Below are 18,591 nucleotides of genomic sequence, written 5' to 3' on the forward strand. Positions count from 1 at the left end.
TAATAACAATGGGCTGACGGCTTTTTGTTGGCTTTATTTGATTATTGCGCCGCATAACTTCCGATAAGTATAAATTATCGGAAGTAAATTATCGAGTAAAAATATAAGGGCGCTCAGAGCTTGTTCCTGCGGTTTTATCTGCTGATGCATAAACACTTATATGCACGATGCTTTTAAAACCGCTCAGAACGGCTCTGAGCGCCCCATTTTTTTCACGCTGAAAATTTTTTATTTTATGCTGCCGATGCTGGATATGCCATCGATGGTTTGGGTGCCTTGACTGTTTTGATATGTCAGATCTGATACGATGACTTGGCGGATGTAGTGTTTCTGTGCATCGACCTTATAATCGTAATAGCTGCTGGCTGAATGGATGACCATCGGCACGCCGGCGTCGTTCTGACCGATGGCCATCATGACATGGCCGGGTTTAAAGCAAAGTGTCCCAGGCTTTGCCTGTTTGACTTCGTTATAGCGTTCGGTTGTTGACAAGCCGGCAAATGGCCGGTTGACTGGCATAGCGGCCTCCTGTTGATCGGCGTCTCTTGGGATATGGATGCCCATGCTGCGATAGACGTTCTGGACAAAGGAGGAACAGTCGACGCTTTCGTCCTGACCGCCCCAGCCATAGACATCGCCGAGGAAACGGAAGGCTTGGCGGATGGTGTTGTTATAGCTGTAGGGCAGATATCCTTTATGCAAGGTATTGTCAAGCTGCACAGGCGAAGTGGCGATTTCGAGCCTGCCGGCGGCATTTCTCGACGGAAGCTGCAGGGCTAAGCGGCCGTTGCTATCTTTGATGCAGGGAATGGTGGCCCCCATCTGATAAAGTTCTTCCGCTCCCCCGCTGCCAGCGATTTTCTTTTTGTTGCTGATGACAACCACAAAATCCTTGGGCTCTACGAAGTTCAGCCATGTCTTGTAGTCGGTCAGCGCGACGTTGGCAGCCGCCAGCCAGCCTTGATAATCCTTGGACTGGACGAAATAGAAATTGCCGTCACGGCTGACCGCCAGCACCGCAACAGACTGGGCCGGATCGATTGCCGTGCCCTGGAGGTTATCGTAATGGATATCGTTGGGAGCACTGTACCAGCCATCGCTGGTCGGCAGCAGGCGTATATCGCCGCGCTGCGTAGTCACACCGTATTGTACTTCTACTTTTTCGGACAGACTGTCGATGTTGCAGTTCTGACGGACGTATTCCCATTCCGCAGGGGTAAGGATATGGTTGCCTGCATAGTCCTCAGGCTTTTCGCCCGGCCAATAATCCTGCATGGCGGCAAAGATGCGGTTTTTGACCTGTTGACCAGTCAGCGTGGCCGGGAAATCGACCAGATCGCGTAAGGTATCATTGCGGGCCCGCAGAGAGTCATTGAGTTTTTGGATGTCCTCCGCTGAAAGGAGAACTTTCTCCCCTTCGGGCTGCCGTGCCGTCCAATATTCAGCCGTTGCCTGCTCGCCTTGGACAGCAATCCCTGCTTCCGCAGCTGGCATGAGCCCCGCAAAGCCATAGGCAGCTGCCATTGCAGAAGCTGCCACGCAGAAATAGTTCTGGTAGTTCATCATAAACCTCCTTAGTCCATACCAAGCGAATGCGCCAGTTCATCCACGAAAGCACGCGCGGATGTCTCGGCGATGCGCGCCTGCGCGTCGTACTTGGCAACCGCCGCACGCTGGCGGTTGAACGCCGCTTTCAGCGCCTGATCCTCTGGCTGCTCGCGCAAGCGCATCCCTGTCAGATCTGCGTCGACGATGCGGATCAGCTGCTCAAGCTGGGGACGGCATTCTGCCAGCGTTCTCTCCGGCAGCGAAAGCTGCAAGGTGTCTGCCGCCTTGCGGAGGCGCGCCAGCTTTTCCCTGACCGTCTGTGCATCTTCGGCGCGGCCGCTCTGCCAATACGCATCGATGGCTTGCCGCAGCTTCCGTCCATCGGCAGGCCCGATCTTGGCCCAGTTGTTCTCCAGATGCTGGGACTCGTCGGCCACAGCTGTCATAGCAGGTGCCAGCTTACCGTACTGCTGCGCAATAGCCTTTTCCCAAGCCGCCTGAGCATCATAGATCTGCGGCTGCTGCGCATAGTCGGCGCCAGTCGCCAGAGCGATCTTGGAAAGCTGCTCATATTTCATCGGATTGAAGAAGATGGCTGGCAGTGCCGTCTTGCCAGGCAGTTTCTCCATCGGCCCCAAGGCCAGTTTGTTTTCCATGTAGTCGGTGACCGGGTAGTTCCACCAGACACCCAGCGAGCGGCCATACAGATCATTGGCCTGCTGCAGCTGTGCATCACTCAGCCCGTCGGGCACCACGCCATCGCCTGTGTAGAGCACGAGGATCTCGGGCCGCAAAGTTTGCGAGAAGGCCTGCGTATAGGGCTTCTTCGCGCCATCTGTCTGCATATCGCCGTAGAAATACTCCGTCGGTACCGTCAGCAGCGGCTGGACGTCGCTATGGGCCGCAACAAAATGCTCGGACAGCCAGTTCAGGAACTCCGCCTGTCCTTGGCCATCCTTGTCCTTGATATCATCGAAGAAAATAGCGAAATCCCGCACGCCCAGATCATACATGGCTTGCAGTTTGCGCTCCATAGCCAGACGGTCCTGATAGCCCTTGAGGCCATAAAAATGGATATCCAGCCCTGGCGACACGGCAAATATGAAGCGGACATCCTGTGCCTTAGCGGCCTTTATCAGCTCGGCCAGTTCCTGCATCTTGGCCTCTGGATAGGGCTCCCGCCACTTGGCCCGATGATACGTATCATCCTTGGGCGCATAGATATAGGCGTTGAGGGAATGCTGGCCACAGAAGGCGAGCATATCCAGACGGTCAGCCTGCTGCCACGGTGTACCATAGAAACCCTCGACGATGCCACGCAAGGGAATCGGTGCCGCCAGCGAAATGCTTGGTGTATAAACAGCAGCGGCCATCATACTGCCGGCAACAACGGCAGTTATTTTTTTCGTTTGGGCAAAGGAAATGAAGCCCATGGAACTCCCCCATTTCTAGCAATCGATTGTAAGTCATATCTTGATTATACCATCTTCCCGTAAAAAATGAAAAATTTTGCGAAAATCAGTTCCATAGCGAACATATATATGGTACAATAGAACATAAGAATAGTTAGTTTCGTTGTTAGGAGGCAATAATTATGCGTAAGACGCAGACTTCCAGTGAGCGCCAGAAAGAAATCTTCCAATACATCAAGTCGTTCCTGCTCGAAAAGGGCTACCCGCCTTCGGTCCGAGAGATCGGCAAGGCCGTAGGCCTCAAGTCCAGCTCGACGGTGCATGGCTACCTCTCCCGCCTGGAGGAAAACGGCATGATCAAGCGCGATCCGACCAAGCCGCGTGCCATCGACATCCTGGATGAGAAGCCCTGGGGCAAGAACGTCGCCGTTCCACTTGTAGGCACGGTCACGGCTGGCATGCCGATCTTCGCAGAAGATAATGTGCAGGATGTCTATTCGTTCCCGCAGAATCTCCTTGGTACGGCTGACAAGACCTTCATGCTCAAAGTATCGGGCGAGAGCATGATCAACGCCGGCATCTACGACGGCGACTTCGTCATGGTCCGCCAGCAGGATTCTGCCAACGACGGCGATATCGTCGTTGCCCTCGTCGATAAAGAAGGCGCTACGGTAAAACGCATCTATCGCGAAAAAGACTGCTTCCGCCTGCAGCCCGAAAACGATACGATGAAACCGTTCTATGAGAAAGACGTCAATGTCCTCGGCAAAGTCATCGGCGTTTACCGTCAGATGTAAACTACAGCCCTTGCAATATGTAAAAATCCCCACCAATCTCAGTTGGTGGGGATTTTTTTGACAAGTCAAATCGACTTGTCATTTGACCGGTCAATTTGACTTGTCAACATCGAGCACGGCCTGCGCAGCGCCCATTACGCCGATTACAGCGTGTTCAAAGGTCAGGCCGCCCTGCAGATAGACATTGTACGGAGCCCGCATCGGGCCGTCGGCGCTGAATTCAATCGAGGCGCCCTGGACGAAGGTGCCAGCGGCCATGATGATCTGGTCGGCGTAGCCAGGCATATCCCACGGCTCGGGCGCTGCGTAGGAATCGACCGGCGAATACTTCTGGATGCCGCCGCAGAAGGCGATGAGTTTTTCCGCCGAGCCAAGCTCGATGGCCTGGATGATATCGCCGCGGACATCGGTTGGAAGTGGCAGCGTCTTATAGCCGAGCTTGGCAAACATGCCAGCGGCAAAGAGTGCGCCCTTGATGGCCTGGGCAACGACATGGGGTGCCAGGAACAGGCCCTGGAACAGCAGGCGGTTATTGGCAAGGCTTGCGCCCAGCTCATCCCCCATGCCCGGTGCGGTCAAGCGGTAGGAGGCCAGCTCCACGAGCTTGTCCTTGCCGGCGATATAGCCACCCGTCGGTGCGATGCCGCCGCCCGGGTTCTTGATCAGGGAGCCAGCCATGATGTCAGCGCCGACCTGGGTTGGTTCGAGCGTGTCGACGAATTCCCCATAGCAGTTATCGACAAAGCAGATGCAGTCGGGTTTGATGCGATGGACTTCGGCCGTGATGGCGCGGATGTCTTCGATCGAGAGCGGATTGCGCATGCTGTAGCCGCGCGAACGCTGGATCTCCACCATCTTTGTCTTGTCGGTGATGACGTTCTTGATGCCTGCCATATCGACCTTGCCGTCAATCATCGGCAGTTCGTTGTAGAGCACACCGAATTCCTTGAGGGAGCCGGGGCTTGGATTGTCGTAGCCGATGACAGTCTGCATCGTATCGTAGGGCTTGCCCGTAAGCGATACGAGCTCATCGCCAGGACGCAGGATGCCAAACAGCACTGTCGCGAGCGCATGCGTGCCCGAGACGAACTGCGTGCGTACGAGCGCGCGCCCAGCGCCGAAGATGTGCGCGTAGAGCTCCTCGAGCTTGCCGCGGCCGATATCATCATAGGCATACCCCGACGTCGTGTTGAAATGTGCATCGGATACCTTGCATTCACGCATGGCATCAAGTACCTTCAGTGTGTTGGCCTCAGCTACTTCATCGACATGAGCGAAAAGCGGCTGGGTCTCTTTTAGTACCTCTTTCTTGAGGTCAAGTATCTTCTGGGAAAATGACACGAAAATTACTCCTTACTATATGGTAGATATTTATCTTTCTCGGAAACGGGCAGGCTGACTTCGACCAGCGTCCCCTGCTCGACGTATTCGGTGGAACGTACGGCGTTAAGCGCATGCAGCTCCGTAATCATGCCGCCTTTATCGTAGGGAATCAGGAGGGTCAGCTTGATCTGGTTTTCCTGGAAAAAGCCTTCGATTTTAGCCTGCAGGGCCGCAAGATTCTCGCCTGTGCGCGCAGAGATGCAGATGCCCTCGCGGTCATGCAGCATCTGCTGGCGCAGATTGTCGTTATCGATGCGGTCGGCCTTATTGAACACATAAAGCGTCGGCTTCGTCTCGGCGCCAAGCTCTTTCAGCACTTCGATAACTGCAGCGATTTGCTGCTCGAAATTCACATTGCTGCAATCGACGACATGCAGCAGCATATCAGCCTCCTGCACCTCTTCGAGCGTCGCGCGGAAGGCCGTGACGAGCGTATGCGGCAGTTTCTGGATAAAGCCTACGGTATCGGTCAGCAGGATTTCCTGTTTTTCGGGCAGTACGAGATGACGCGTCGTCGGGTCAAGCGTTGCAAACAGCTTGTCCTCAGCAAAGACCTCCGAGCCCGTGAGCTTGTTCAGCAGCGTCGATTTGCCCGCATTGGTGTAGCCGACAAGCGCGACGAGCGGAATCCGCGATTCCTTGCGGCGGGCGCGATGGAGATGGCGGCTTTTCTTGAGCCCCTCGATCTGCTTTTCGATGTCGTGGATCTTGGCATAGATCCGGCGGCGATCCACCTCAAGCTTTGTCTCGCCGGGGCCGCGGGTGCCGATGCCGCCGCCCAGACGCGAGAGCACGAGTCCCTGGCCGCCAAGGCGCGGCAGATTGTACCTCAGCTGCGCAAGCTCGACCTGCAGCTTGCCTTCGCGCGAACGGGCGCGCTGGGCAAAGATATCCAAAATCAGCGCCGTGCGGTCGATGACCTTGATGCCCAGGGTCTGCTCGAGGTTGTGCTGCTGGGACGGCGTGAGCTCGTCATCCAGGATCAGGAGGTTGGCATTGGTGTTCTGGATCTCCATCGCAATCTCGGAGACCTTGCCCTTGCCGAGGAAAAAGGCCGCATCGGGCTTTTCTTTGCGCTGGGTGAACTGGCCGACTATCTTGGCGCCAGCCGTATCGGCAAGCCGGGCAAGCTCGGCCATCGACTCCTCGATGGTCCAGAGCTGCTGGCCCGGACGCTCGACACCTGCGAGGATGGCACGTTCCTCTTCTGCATCGGTATTCTTCAGATTCTGCGCGCCAAGTTTCTTGTTGACGACTGTCACGAGCATATTGAGGTTGATCTGGTCAAGCACTTTTGCCTTGACCGGACCGAGCTGCGACAGCTCCTCGACCCCCTCGTCGTTCTGCTCGCCGGTGAAGAATCCCAGCGAGCCGATGACGCCTTCCTTATGGTGGCGGCCGATGGCTGCCATGCAGTCGAAGCGCAGCCGCCGCAGGGAGGACAGGTCCGGCTCGCTAAGCCGCACATCGCCGCTTGGATGCGTATGGATGCAGCGGATACCGGAAAGCCGGCGGTCGCTGCGTGCCTGCCGCTGGAACTCGGGCAAATCGACCGTATCGGCATCGCCAAGCGACACCTGTACGATCCTGCCCTGCCGGTTGATATAGACAGCGACCTCGCGCTCGAGGATGTCGGTAATCTCGAGCATGTGCTCATTGAGCTCCTTGGTCGAAAGCTGCCCGATGGGCACGGAGAGCTCATAGATAGCCTTGAGTTTATCCAATATGTAGGTTTTTATATTTGCTAAATCGCCATTTACCTGCATAATCGCTCCTTATCCGCGGTTGATGATGTTCGAGATATGCTTGAGCGTAATCGACAGTGTCCCGTCGTCGTTGTTGTTGAACTCGACGAACTCGGTATTATCGAAGTAATCCGTCGGGATGGTCAGCTCGATGCCCGTATCGGTCTTGAGCTTATGCTTGCACATCTTCTTGAGCGTGGCTTCCTGATCCATCTTGACGGGCTCGGTAAAGCCTGCGTCCTTTATGGCCGTATCGAAGTCCGCCTGCATCGAAGGATTCTCCTTGAAGATTTCCTTGCCGGCTTCGACCAGGTCGAGCTCATCGCTTTCCTGCATGTTCTCGGCCACATAGCTCTTGACGGCCGCTTCGGTGGCGACCTTGTCCTGCCCGTAAGCCTCGGCGACTTTAGCTGCCGTCTTGCTGAGATTCTTGATGGCTTCCTTCGGCGAAGGTGTCAGGCTGCATTCGAGCAGGATTTCGGGAAAGACCTGAATGCTGTTGCCATCGATCGTATACTTTTTCGCACAGACCGAGACTGCCTTGGTCTCCGTATTGACGAAGGCGAACTCCTCCATCTTCTGCGTGAGACTGGGCATGATCGAATAATGATTGATGATTTCGTTCTTGATGCCGTTTTCGGTCTGGTTGACCTGATGCGTGTAGCCGATATGGCTGTTCGACTTGAAGACGACGATCTGCCGCTGGTCGTCGATGCGCACGTCAGCGACAATCACATCGGCCGAGGCCATTTCCTCTGCATGGGTGAAGGCCTCCTCCAGCGTATGCGTGATTTCCTTGGAAAAAGGCACGAAGCTCATCTCGCCGGACAGATAGTCATTGAGCTTTTGCTGGAACGCACTGTCATCATAAAACGTCCCTGGCTTCGCGTCCTGGCTGCCCCAGGATTTTTCGATATGTTTATAGAGAAATGTCTCGATGCTGTCCTTGACCGTAAGCTCCTCATCGGAGTAGACGGTCATGCCGGAATTGAAATCGAGAATATGCAAGATGGCTTTATCAATGATAATCATACGGGCGGTTCTCCCTCCTCTTTCTGTGCCTTAGCCGCATGGTCAGCTGCCTCTTTCTGCGCGCGCGCACGCACCTCACGCAGACGCGGCAGCATATGCTGATGGAGTTTTTCCTCGAGCTCGGGCAGCTCATTGGAGTCAAAGTCGTAGTTGACGTCGGGAATATTCCAGATGCGGGCTTCGGCAAAGAACTCATCGCGATAAATATTATAGTAAACCGTAAAGCTGCTCTCCAGCGCAAAGTCGACATAATCGATGACGATATACGAGCCATTGTTGATCTTGACTGGCTGCGCCGGCCGGATAAAGAGCGTAAATCCTTCCAATGTCTCAGGCAGCTTGGCACCGTTTTCCCATTCCATGATTTTCTTATCGCGGACAATCGAACTAAGCGCGGCAGGATTGAACTCCATCATATCCATGAGCATCTGCTCGAACTGCTTGACCAACAGCTGCTCGAAGTCTGCGAGCTTGGCCGTGATGAACTCGATGCGGCAGAACTCAATGAGACCAATCTTGAGGCGCACCTTGTACTCGTGGGTTTCCTCATGAAAATAAACGATGGCGCTTTTATGCAATTCTTCATTGACATAACGGTAAAGATCGTAGCTGTCTTTGTCAATCGATTTTGACCGGTCAAGCGTAAAACCATGCCAGTGCTCCGGCAAAGCCTGCATATACTGCCAGCCGTCAATCTCAGCGTCGACCTTCTCGATTGTCTCATCCTTCAACTCACACACCCGCTTTCCTAGGAGTCTACAAACAAATATTATACCACGAAACGCCCGCGAGGACTACTTTTCCTTGACAGAAAAAGGGCAATCGTCATACGGCTGGCGATTGCCCTTGGTCATTCATTCGCTATCAAAAGCCGAGATCGTCGTTGACGAGGATAACCTGTATGCGGCCCTTGTGCAGCGAATAGCGCGTTATGAGGAACTGGCAGCAGATGGTGTCCGGGCTCTTGCAGTCAAAGCAAGCGCCGGTCTTGGCACAGGGCGTATCGAGGCCAAAGCGCTGGGCATTGATGGGCGCTGCCACGTTGCGGGCACGCTTCATCGCCCCGTCGAGGTCGCCGCAGACCTTGTTGAGGCCGACGATGAAGAGAACTTTCTTCGGGCCTTGGGCGATGGCCGATACGCGGTTGGCATTGCCATCGATATTGACGAGCACGCCATCTTTGGTCATCGCATTGGTGCTCGTGAGGAAAACATCGGCATCATAGGCCAGCAGCATCGCCTGCCGCCGGTCCTCGAATTTATCGCGGTCGATAAAGTTGTAGTTTCCCGCCTCCAGAGCCGCTGGCAGGCCGATTTCATGCACGCTCATGCCGCCGCCCATCGTGACGGTGCTGCCCGCAGGAATAAGCTCCAGGGCAATTTTCAGCGCTTCTTCTTTGCTCGCGGCATAAAAGCCTTCCATGTTGCGCGACTGCAGCCCTTTGATTACCGTCTGCGCGAGCAGTTCGTTGCGTTTTACGATGTTCTCATTCATTGGCTCTCCTCCATTTGCTTTCGTCAAAAACTATCATTCGGGCAGGAAAACTGATAGACAAGCACTTCCTCGCGCCCATCCGATTCCTTGAACAAATCCCCGCAGAAAATCTCCGCCAGCAGGGACAGCCTGCTCTCGGCTGCCAGATACTGGCGGTAAAAAACGGAAGGATAATAGAAAAACAGCAGCATTTCCCGCGGCGTTTGCTGATAAGACGCCTGCAGATGATCCATAACGATGCGCAGGATTTCCACAGAGAACGGATTGAAGAAAAACACGCGGTCAACAGCTGCGGGCACAGCGTATTCCGTGGCATCGACAAGCGTCAGGCTCACCCTGCCGCCCGCTACGGCATTGGCCTTGTTCTGCACCGCCCGCGCGTAGAGGCGTTCGTTGTACTCGATGCCAATGGAGCGGCACTTGGTCTGATAGGCCAGAAAAAAATCCACGCGTCCCTTGCCGCAGCCATAGTCCAAAAGCGTATTGCGTTTGGAAAAATAGCCGCTGCCAGCGAGCCGCTCCAATACGCAGTAATCGGTGGGCTCATAAGGATAGCGCGTCAAATCGGCTATGCTATCGTCCCTGCCGGTCGTGCGGATATGCAGGATATTGTCCCATTCGTTTTCTTCAGTCATTCTCGGTCCTTTCGCCTCGCTTCTTATGCCTCTGCTGGCGGGATAGTCACTTCGCCAGCTGCCCCGGCCTGCGGCACATCGCCACTAAAGTCGATCGTCAGCTCTGTCGCATAGGTTGGATACGCACTGAGCGGCTTGGTGGAATAGTCCCTGGGTTCGTTTTCCTCCGCGCGCTGGCGCTCATTGGCTTCTGACAGCTTGCGGTCGCGTTCGCGCTGCTCACGGTCTTCTTTGAGCTTTTCGAGTGTCCCGGCCGATTTGGCCATACTATAAAGCTCCGGCGCTGCCTCGGCCAGTTCCTTTTCATCGGCCCCCGAAACATGACGGCCATGCATGATGCGCATCGCCGTCTGCATCACACGGGACTGCTGCTGCGCCGCCTTCTTCCAGCTATCGGCGGACTGGCGGGCACTTGCAAGCTGCTCTTCCAGCATGAACTGGTTCATGACATTTTGCCGGTCTTTTTCCATTTGCCTGCCTGCGGCGAGCAGCTCCTTTTGCTGCTGCTTGTCAAGCGTCACGCGCTGTCCCTTCACCATAAGATAGCCGCGCTTTACGATGCCTGCAATCTCGGCAGCGCTGTGAAAACGTGCCGTGAACTTGCCATTGCCGCGATCGATTACATCGCTCCAATCTTGTAAGTCAGCCGGCTCTGCCAATTGCCGCTTTTCCTGCATGACCCGCGCCTCATCCGAAATCTCTGCCGTATCCAGCGCTACTTTATCTTTCGCTAGCGATGGTTTCTTCGCCACAGCCGTATAGGACGCCTTCGCGATACTGCCAGTCAGGCTGGCAGTAGAATCATTCAAAATCCGCATGATTTATTCCTCCATGAATAAAAACAAACTCGTCTATTTCAAATGTCCTCTTTCCCTATTATACCATAGTCGTTATAAGCAGCGCATGCGTAAGCAAAACTTTTCGCGTTGAAATCCATATCGCGGTGTGCTATCCTTAGTACCGAAAGAAGGAACATCAGCTTTGCAGGGATAGCGATTATCCATCTTATTTTTATACAGGAGTGATTACTGTGAAAGAAAACTGGATTGCGTATTTTGCCAGACCAGCAGCCGTCTGCCTGACGACTGGTGCCTTACTGCTCGGAACGACGGGCAGCGGTTCGGCCGCAGCTGCATCCGTCGGCCTGCCAAATCCCATGATCGAATACGATAACGTCCTTGCCGCAGGCAAGGCAGCCGACTTTACGCCGCTCTACCTGCCAGAAATCTCCGGCTACTACACGAGCAGCGTGTTCATCTACCACAAAGACCTTGCCGATATCCGGTATACGTCAAGCACGAATCCGCAGACCAAGCTCGCCATCCGCAGTGCCAAAGCTGCCACGCAGAAAACCGCTGACATCAGCGGCATCTACGGCGTCAAATGGGAAAAACAAAACATCGATGGCATCGAAACTGCCATCGCTAAAGTCCCCGCCCTATCCAAAGCAGAGCAGGATGGCTATGCAGCCCACTGGTCGGTAAACGGCATGCTCTTTTCCGTAACCGCTGAGCACATCTCCCAGCCAGAATTCCTGCACCTGCTGAAAACGGGCCTTATCGACCTTTCGCGGCACTACTATTGAATAAACCGCTCAGCAACGCACATCCTATAAAAATCAGCCTTAGAGTCACGTCCCAAGACTTTTCCCAAAGGAGTACCTCTCATGTTCAAAAAAATAGCATTAGCCACGCTGGCTTCTATCTGCGTATCAATAGCTACCCCCGCCCTGGCATCAGACTACCTTGGCAACCCGAAGTCGATGAAGTTCCACTACTCCAGTTGTTCCACAATAAAGCATCCGGAAAGGTTCGTCGAGTTCAGCAACCGGGATGACGCTATCGCCGCAGGCTATGTCCCATGCAAGCGGTGCAATCCGTAAAAAATAAGCCCGACCATACGGCCGGGCCTGCGCTCAGGTTGCGATCCTAAGCATTTGTGCTGTTGCTGCGTCAATGTCTATCCAGCCACTTGCAAATGTAGTAGCTAAGTACACCTGCTACGACAGACAAAAAGAGGTTTGTAATATATTCTACCAATAGAAGCCACCTCCTTCCTTCTGCAGGTATGAGGTGCGCAGCATGATCTATTATATGATATTGCTTGAAGGAAATGCAATACCATGATATAATAAATCCAGCTAAGAGGTTTGTGATACTGCCAATAGAGTGTCACGTCCAATAAGAAAAAGCCTTAGGGTCGCTACCTAAGGCTTTTTCTTTTCCCCAGCACACATATCCGCGTGCGCTGGGGATTTTTTTATTTGCTGCTACGAAGACTAAAAATATCCAAAGAAATATCCTTATTTTCCCGTACTCCCGCGCTTAGTCATCGGGAGGCCCTGTTTGCAGAGCGGGCATTCTTCGGGTTTGTAGGTCTCGACGTTCATGTGGAGAAGTGCTTCGCAGGGAACGTCGCCGAAGTTTGCTTTGCCGCCGCTGCGGTCGACGAGCATGCTGACCGCTACGGGGATGCCGCCGTGGGCTTTGACCACTTCGATGACTTCTTTGATGGAGCCGCCGGTCGTTACGATGTCTTCGACGATCAGGCAGCGTTCGCCTTCATGCAGGGAAAAGCCGCGGCGGAAGGTCATCTTGCCATCGACGCGCTCGGTAAAGATTGCCCGCGTGCCCAAAGCCTTGCCTGTCTCGTGAGCAAGCAGGATGCCGCCCGTCATCGGGCCGACGACGGTTTCAATGTTGGCATCCTTGAATTTTTCGGCCATGGCCTTGCAGAGTTTTTCCGTGTACTCCGGTTTCTGGAGTACGTTGAATTTCTCTACATAGTGCGGGCTGTGCAGGCCCGAGGTCAGGACGAAATGTCCGTCCATGATGGCATGGCTCTCTACGAGCAATTCTTTAACTTCTGCTTCTGTCATTTATCTTACACTCTCCATTTCTTTGAGGATGGCCTCGGCTGCAGCCTGGGGATCTTTCGCGGCGCGGATTGGGCGGCCGATAACGAGATGGCTGGCACCATTTTGCAAAGCCTTAGCCGGCGTTGCGATGCGGCTCTGGTCATCGACGCTTGCGCCCTCGGGCCGTACGCCCGGTGTTACGATCAGGAAATCCGGACCGCAAGTTTCGCGGATAAGCGCAGCTTCCTGCGGCGAGGCCACGACACCGTCAAGCCCCGCTTTTTTCGCCAGTTTTGCATAGCGCACGACAGCGCTCTTTATCTGCAGTTCCTGGCCGAGCCCTTCCCAGTCTTCCTGATTGATGCTCGTAAGTACTGTTACAGCAATCAGCTTCGGACAGGGGATGCCGCGTTTATCGGCTTCCGCATGCAGACGCTCAGCGGCGACCTTCATCATGGTGTAGCCGCCGCCTGCATGCACATTGAGCATCGTTGCACCCAAATCCATCAAGGAGCACAGCCCCCCCGCTACCGTATTGGGAATATCATGCAGTTTGAGGTCCAAAAATACATCTTTTCCCTGGGCCCTGAGCCATTTTACGACGTCGCCGCCGACGCTGTAGAAAAGCTCCATGCCGACTTTATAATAGGATACGCTATCTCCGAGCGTATTGACGAGCTTTTTGACATCCTCCAGCGTATGGAAATCAAGCGCTGCAATCAAACGTTTATCTGCCACAACGTGCTCCTTTCGTTTTTCGCTAATTTATCCAATCTGGACCTTGCCAACGATATCCTGGATGCTCCCAAGATTGCGTTTGGCCAAATAATCGTTGAGTCCATCGCAAATCTTCATAGTCACGGCCGGGTCGGCAAAGTTTGCCGTACCGACAGCTACCGCGCTGGCACCTGCGAGGAAGAATTCCACGGCATCTTCCTCGCAGGAAATGCCGCCCATGCCGATGATAGGCACTTTTACGGCTTGCGCGACCTGCCAGACCATGCGCACAGCGACCGGCTTGATGCAGGGGCCAGAAAGGCCGCCCGTGATATTGCCAAGGGTCGGCCGCTGGGTATGGATGTCGATCTCCATGCCCATGAGCGTATTGATGAGCGACAGGATATCCGCACCGGCATCCTCGCAGGCTTTGGCCATCGTCACGATATCCGTGACATTGGGCGAAAGCTTCAGGATGACCGGTTTCTTTGTATGTTTCTTGGCCTCGCGTACCACGGCGGCCGCCGCTTTCGGGTCCGTGCCGAAGACGATGCCGCCTTCCTTGACATTGGGGCACGAGACGTTGAGCTCAATGGCGGCGACGCCTTCAACATCGAGCATCTCAGCCAGTACGCCGTATTCCTCGACGGTGCTGCCCGAGATGTTGACGATGACGTTCATGCCATACTGGCCGATACGCGGCAGCGTATCTTTTAAGAATACCTCAACACCGGGATTTTCCAGGCCGATGCAGTTCATCATGCCCATCGGCGACTCGGTGATGCGCACGCCATCGTTGCCGCGGCGAGGCTTCAGCGTCGTGCCCTTGACCATGACGCCGCCCAGGCGCGAGAGGTCGACAAAGTCGGCAAACTCCTCGCCAAAGCCGAAAGTACCCGAGGCCGTAAGGACCGGCGTATTCATGGCAAGGCCAGCAAGATTCGTATGGAGCCGCTGGTCTCTTTCCTGTAGCTGCTGGCTCATGCGAACACCTCCCCTGCCTCAAATACCGGGCCGTCCTTGCAGACCTTCTTGCGCTTGCCGTCCGTGGTATCGATGGAGCAGGACAGGCAGGCCCCCAGCCCGCAGCCCATGCGTTTTTCCAGCGATACCTGGCAGCGCACGCCGTGTTCCTTGGCGATCTTAGCGATGCCCTTCATCATGATCTCAGGGCCGCAGGCGACCACAATGTCATAGTCCTTCTTTGCCAAAAGCTCGGGCAAAAGCGTCGTGGTAAAGCCCTTCGTGCCAAGGCTGCCATCATCGGTGGTGCAAAAGATATCCTGCACCTTGCCGGCAAACAGCTCCTGCCAGAAGAGTTCCCCGCAGGTCTTGCCGCCCATAAGCACATCGGCTTTGCCCTGCATGGTAGCTGCATAAAAGAGCACTGGGGAAAGTCCCATGCCACCACCCACAATCAGTGGTTTTTTCGCTGCAGTATCAAAGCCATGACCAAGAGGTCCAAGAACATTTATGGTATCGCCGGCTTTTAGCTCCGATATGGCCTTCGTGCCCTTGCCCACCACGCGGTAGATAAAGGCCACGGTGCCCTTTTCCTTATCGGCAGCGGCAATGCCGACCGGGCGGCGCAGCAGACAGTTGCTGTTCAAGATGCGCAGCTGTACAAACTGGCCAGCCTCGGCAAGCGCAGCCACCTCAGGGGCCTTTACCACCAGTTGGAATACCTGGTCGTAAAGCTCCTGCTGGCTTACGATATTGGCGTCAACCGTTACTTTTTCCTTAGGCAAGTCCATCACCACCACCGACATAATCCTGAATGGCCAGGCTGTAAACGAGGCGGCGCTCCCGCATGAAGGAGAGCACGCGCAAGACTTCCCAGGCCGTATCGAGCGAGGTCAGGCAGGCAATGTCATGCTCGACTGTTGCGCGGCGAATCTTGAAGCCATCCTTTACGGAGTGCTTGCCCTGAGTCAGCGTGTTAATGACCATGTTGATCTTGCCGCTCTTGATGCGTTCGATGATATCGGTGCTGCGCTCGTGGACTTTGCCGACGACTTCGACATCGATACCCATGGACTGGATGGTCTTGGCCGTGCCTTCGGTAGCGGCAATCTGGAAGTCAAGCTCCGAGAACGCCTTGGCCAGCTGTTTCATCTCTTCTTTATCTTTATCAGCTACGGTGAAGAGCACGCAGCCCTTCGTCGGCACATGCGTGCCCGAGCCGATGATAGCCTTGTAGAGGGCGCGGGCATAATGGTAATCGATACCCATGACCTCGCCCGTCGATTTCATCTCTGGTCCGAGGGCGATATCGACATCGGTCATCTTGGCAAAGGAGAAGACCGGTGCCTTGACAGCGACATACGGTTTCGGCGGTACGAGACCGGACTTGTAGCCAAGTTCTTTGAGCGTGCTCCCCATTGCGATGCGCGTGGCCAGATTGACCATCTTGACATCCGTGACCTTCGAGAGGAACGGTACCGTACGCGAGGAGCGCGGGTTGACCTCGATGATGTAGACCTCGCCATCGGCGACGACGAACTGGATGTTTAGGAGGCCCTTGACATGTAGGGCAACTGCCAGCCGTTTCGTATAGTCGATAATCGTGTAGATGACCTTCGACGGCAGCGTCTGGGGCGGATAGACGGCAATGGAGTCGCCCGAGTGGACACCGGCGCGCTCGACGTGCTCCATGATGCCCGGGATGACGACATCGACGCCATCGGAGATTCCGTCGACCTCGACCTCGGTGCCCTGCATGTAGCGGTCGACGAGAACCGGATGATCCGGCGTGACCTTTACGGCACGGCTCATGTAGTCGCGCAGCTCGTCTTCGTTGTAGACGATTTCCATGGCGCGGCCGCCGAGGACATAAGACGGGCGGACCATGACCGGATAGCCGATATTGGCGGCACCCGTGATGGCATCTTCAAGGTTCGTGACGCTGATGCCCTGGGGTCGCGGAATCTGGGTCTGGGTGAGAACTTCGTCAAAGCGCTCGCGGTCCTCGGCTCGGTCGATATCGTCAACCGACGTACCGAATACCTTGACGCCAGCCTTCTGCAGGGAAGCCGCCAGGTTGATGGCCGTCTGGCCGCCAAACTGGACGATGACGCCTTCTGGTTTTTCCTTGTCGATGATGTTAAGTACATCTTCGGTGGTCAGCGGTTCGAAGTACAGGCGGTCGGAGATATCGAAGTCCGTCGATACCGTCTCGGGGTTGTTGTTGATGATGATGGCCTCGATGCCCATCTCCCGCAGTGCCCAGACCGAGTGAACCGAGCAGTAGTCGAATTCGACGCCCTGACCGATGCGGATCGGACCCGAGCCAAGCACGATGACCTTGCGGGCGTTCGACGTCTGTACCTCATCCTGCTCAGCACGGAACGTCGAGTAGTAGTACGGCGTAGCGGCCTCGAACTCAGCGGCGCAGGTGTCGACCATCTTGTAGGCCGGCAGGATGCCCATGCTCTTGCGCGTCGTGCGGATCTCGTCGACGGATTTGCCCGTGATCTCGGCAATGGAGACATCGGCAAGGCCCACATTCTTGGCCGCCAGCATGTGTTTCGGCGTCAGAGGCTCGCTCGTAAGCGTCGTCTCGACGTCGGTGATGTTCTTGATTTTATGGATGAACCATTTGTCAACTTTCGTGATGGCATGGATTTCATCGACGGTGGCGATGCCGCGGCGCAGTGCCTCGGCAATAACGAAGATGCGCTCGTCGTTGATGCGCGCGAGGTTCTTCTTGACGCGCTCGTCATCCCAGGCATCCATCTTATCCATATGCAGGCGGTGCACGCCGATCTCCAGGGAGCGCACGGCCTTCAAGATGGCACCTTCGAAGTGGCGGTCGATGCTCATGACCTCGCCCGTTGCCTTCATCTGCGTGCCCAGCGTGCGGTCTGCATAGACGAACTTATCAAACGGCCAGCGCGGGAATTTGACGACGCAGTAGTCAAGGGCCGGCTCGAAGCAGGCTTTCGTCTTCTGCGTGACCGCATTGGTGATTTCGTCCAGCGTATAGCCGATGGCAATCTTGGCCGAAACCTTGGCAATCGGATAGCCCGTCGCCTTCGAAGCCAGTGCCGACGAACGGCTGACGCGGGGGTTTACCTCGATGACGTAGTATTTGTTGCTGTTCGGGTCTAGGGCATACTGCGCGTTGCAGCCGCCTTCGATGCCGAGCTCGCGGATAATGCGCAAGGAAGCACTGCGGAGCATCTGATATTCGTGGTCCGTCAGCGTCTGGGACGGTGCCACGACAATGGAGTCGCCCGTATGGACGCCGACCGGGTCGAAGTTTTCCATGTTGCAGACGGTGATGCAGTTGTCATTGCCGTCGCGCATGACTTCGTACTCGATTTCCTTCCAGCCGGCCACGCTGCGCTCGATGAGGACCTGGCCAATCATCGAGTAGTTGAGACCCTTGATGACGATATCGATGAGCTCTTCTTCGTTCTCCGCGATACCGCCGCCCGTGCCGCCCATCGTATAGGCCGGGCGCACGATGACCGGGTAGCCGATCTCGTTGGCGAATTCGACTGCCGACGGCACATCCTCGACAATGGTGGACTCAGGAATCGGCTCGCCGAGTTTCTGCATCGTCTCTTTGAACATTTCGCGGTCCTCGGCCTTTTCGATAGCCTCAAGCGGCGTACCGAGAAGCTCGACGCCGTACTTTTCGAGTACCCCGCGCTCAGCCAGCTGCACCGCAAGGTTCAGGCCAGCCTGGCCGCCCAGCGTGGCGAGTAAGCCATCCGGGCGCTCCTTCGAGATGATTTCCTCGAGGAATTCTGGCGTCAATGGCTCGATGTAGACACGGTCAGCAATATGCGAGTCCGTCATGATGGTAGCCGGGTTCGAGTTTACCAGAACGACCTCCAGTCCCTCTTCTTTGAGCGAACGGCAGGCCTGCGAGCCGGCGTAGTCGAATTCTGCTGCCTGGCCGATGATGATCGGCCCCGAGCCGACGACCATGACTTTTTTGAGATTTTCTTTCTTTGGCACAGT

17 protein-coding genes are annotated in these 18,591 nt (G+C 55.4%); 3 read left to right on the top strand and 14 right to left on the bottom strand.

What is annotated here, in order from left to right:
• Positions 1-228 precede the first annotated feature (228 nt).
• Positions 229-1,563 carry an NlpC/P60 family protein gene (locus tag FZ041_RS04520; RefSeq protein WP_187626311.1) on the bottom strand — a complete coding sequence of 445 codons (1,335 nt, stop codon included), beginning with the start codon at positions 1,561-1,563 and terminating at the stop codon, positions 229-231.
• Positions 1,564-1,574: 11 nt separating this feature from the next.
• Positions 1,575-2,981 (bottom strand): protein O-GlcNAcase, encoded by a 1,407-nt coding sequence (locus FZ041_RS04525; RefSeq protein WP_255449246.1) that lies wholly within the window; start codon positions 2,979-2,981, stop codon positions 1,575-1,577.
• 161 nt (positions 2,982-3,142) lie between these two features.
• Here FZ041_RS04525 and lexA point away from each other — a divergent pair, with 161 nt between their 5' ends.
• Entirely contained in the window at positions 3,143-3,757 is a 615-nt protein-coding gene (lexA, locus tag FZ041_RS04530) for a transcriptional repressor LexA (protein ID WP_149188693.1), read from the top strand.
• Positions 3,758-3,847: 90 nt separating this feature from the next.
• On the opposite strand, the gene FZ041_RS04535 is transcribed toward lexA, so the two are convergent.
• The 7 genes from FZ041_RS04535 to FZ041_RS04565 all read right to left on the bottom strand — a co-directional run bounded on the left by FZ041_RS04535 (position 3,848) and on the right by FZ041_RS04565 (position 10,864).
• Complete coding sequence (locus tag FZ041_RS04535) at positions 3,848-5,098, bottom strand: methionine gamma-lyase family protein (RefSeq protein WP_149188694.1); 1,251 nt, start codon at positions 5,096-5,098, stop codon at positions 3,848-3,850.
• A 5-nt stretch (positions 5,099-5,103) separates the two neighbouring features.
• Positions 5,104-6,906: a GTPase HflX gene (gene hflX / locus FZ041_RS04540; protein WP_149188695.1), complete on the bottom strand. Its 1,803-nt coding sequence runs from the start codon at positions 6,904-6,906 to the stop codon at positions 5,104-5,106.
• A gap of 9 nt (positions 6,907-6,915) precedes the next feature.
• A complete protein-coding gene (locus FZ041_RS04545) occupies positions 6,916-7,917 on the bottom strand; it encodes a nucleoid-associated protein (protein WP_149188696.1) in 1,002 nt (333 codons plus the stop codon).
• Positions 7,914-8,648, bottom strand: a complete 735-nt coding sequence (locus tag FZ041_RS04550) for a hypothetical protein (protein WP_075445819.1) — start codon at positions 8,646-8,648, stop codon at positions 7,914-7,916. The genes FZ041_RS04545 and FZ041_RS04550 overlap by 4 nt, the downstream gene beginning before the upstream one ends.
• Positions 8,649-8,781: 133 nt before the next feature.
• A complete protein-coding gene (locus tag FZ041_RS04555) occupies positions 8,782-9,411 on the bottom strand; it encodes a lactate utilization protein (protein WP_075444728.1) in 630 nt (209 codons plus the stop codon).
• Positions 9,412-9,434: 23 nt separating this feature from the next.
• Positions 9,435-10,046, bottom strand: a complete 612-nt coding sequence (locus tag FZ041_RS04560) for an SAM-dependent methyltransferase (RefSeq protein WP_149188697.1) — start codon at positions 10,044-10,046, stop codon at positions 9,435-9,437.
• Positions 10,047-10,069: 23 nt separating this feature from the next.
• The gene (locus tag FZ041_RS04565) at positions 10,070-10,864 is read right to left on the bottom strand and encodes a hypothetical protein (RefSeq protein WP_149188698.1); all 795 of its coding nucleotides are present in this window, start codon (positions 10,862-10,864) and stop codon (positions 10,070-10,072) included.
• Between the two features lie 212 nt (positions 10,865-11,076).
• Between FZ041_RS04565 and FZ041_RS04570 the strand changes: the two genes are divergently transcribed.
• Both FZ041_RS04570 and FZ041_RS14770 read left to right on the top strand, forming a co-directional pair.
• Entirely contained in the window at positions 11,077-11,631 is a 555-nt protein-coding gene (locus FZ041_RS04570; protein WP_149188699.1) for a hypothetical protein, read from the top strand.
• 177 nt (positions 11,632-11,808) lie between these two features.
• Positions 11,809-11,928: an Ada metal-binding domain-containing protein gene (locus FZ041_RS14770; protein ID WP_255449251.1), complete on the top strand. Its 120-nt coding sequence runs from the start codon at positions 11,809-11,811 to the stop codon at positions 11,926-11,928.
• 420 nt (positions 11,929-12,348) lie between these two features.
• Here FZ041_RS14770 and pyrE read toward each other — a convergent pair whose 3' ends face one another.
• Genes pyrE through carB form a run of 5 tightly spaced genes read right to left on the bottom strand, consistent with a single transcriptional unit; the run spans position 12,349 to position 18,588 of the window.
• Entirely contained in the window at positions 12,349-12,924 is a 576-nt protein-coding gene (gene pyrE / locus FZ041_RS04580; protein WP_149188700.1) for an orotate phosphoribosyltransferase, read from the bottom strand.
• The gene (gene pyrF, locus FZ041_RS04585; protein ID WP_149188701.1) at positions 12,925-13,641 is read right to left on the bottom strand and encodes an orotidine-5'-phosphate decarboxylase; all 717 of its coding nucleotides are present in this window, start codon (positions 13,639-13,641) and stop codon (positions 12,925-12,927) included.
• A 27-nt stretch (positions 13,642-13,668) separates the two neighbouring features.
• Entirely contained in the window at positions 13,669-14,604 is a 936-nt protein-coding gene (locus tag FZ041_RS04590; protein ID WP_149188702.1) for a dihydroorotate dehydrogenase, read from the bottom strand.
• Complete coding sequence (locus tag FZ041_RS04595; RefSeq protein WP_149188703.1) at positions 14,601-15,374, bottom strand: dihydroorotate dehydrogenase electron transfer subunit; 774 nt, start codon at positions 15,372-15,374, stop codon at positions 14,601-14,603. Before FZ041_RS04595 ends, FZ041_RS04590 begins: the two co-directional genes overlap by 4 nt.
• Positions 15,361-18,588 (bottom strand): carbamoyl-phosphate synthase large subunit, encoded by a 3,228-nt coding sequence (gene carB, locus FZ041_RS04600; protein WP_149188704.1) that lies wholly within the window; start codon positions 18,586-18,588, stop codon positions 15,361-15,363. The genes FZ041_RS04595 and carB overlap by 14 nt, the downstream gene beginning before the upstream one ends.
• Positions 18,589-18,591: the final 3 nt, after the last annotated feature.

The organism is Pseudoselenomonas caprae, assembly GCF_008271345.1.
In the GTDB taxonomy this organism is placed as follows: domain Bacteria; phylum Bacillota; class Negativicutes; order Selenomonadales; family Selenomonadaceae; genus Selenomonas_A; species Selenomonas_A caprae.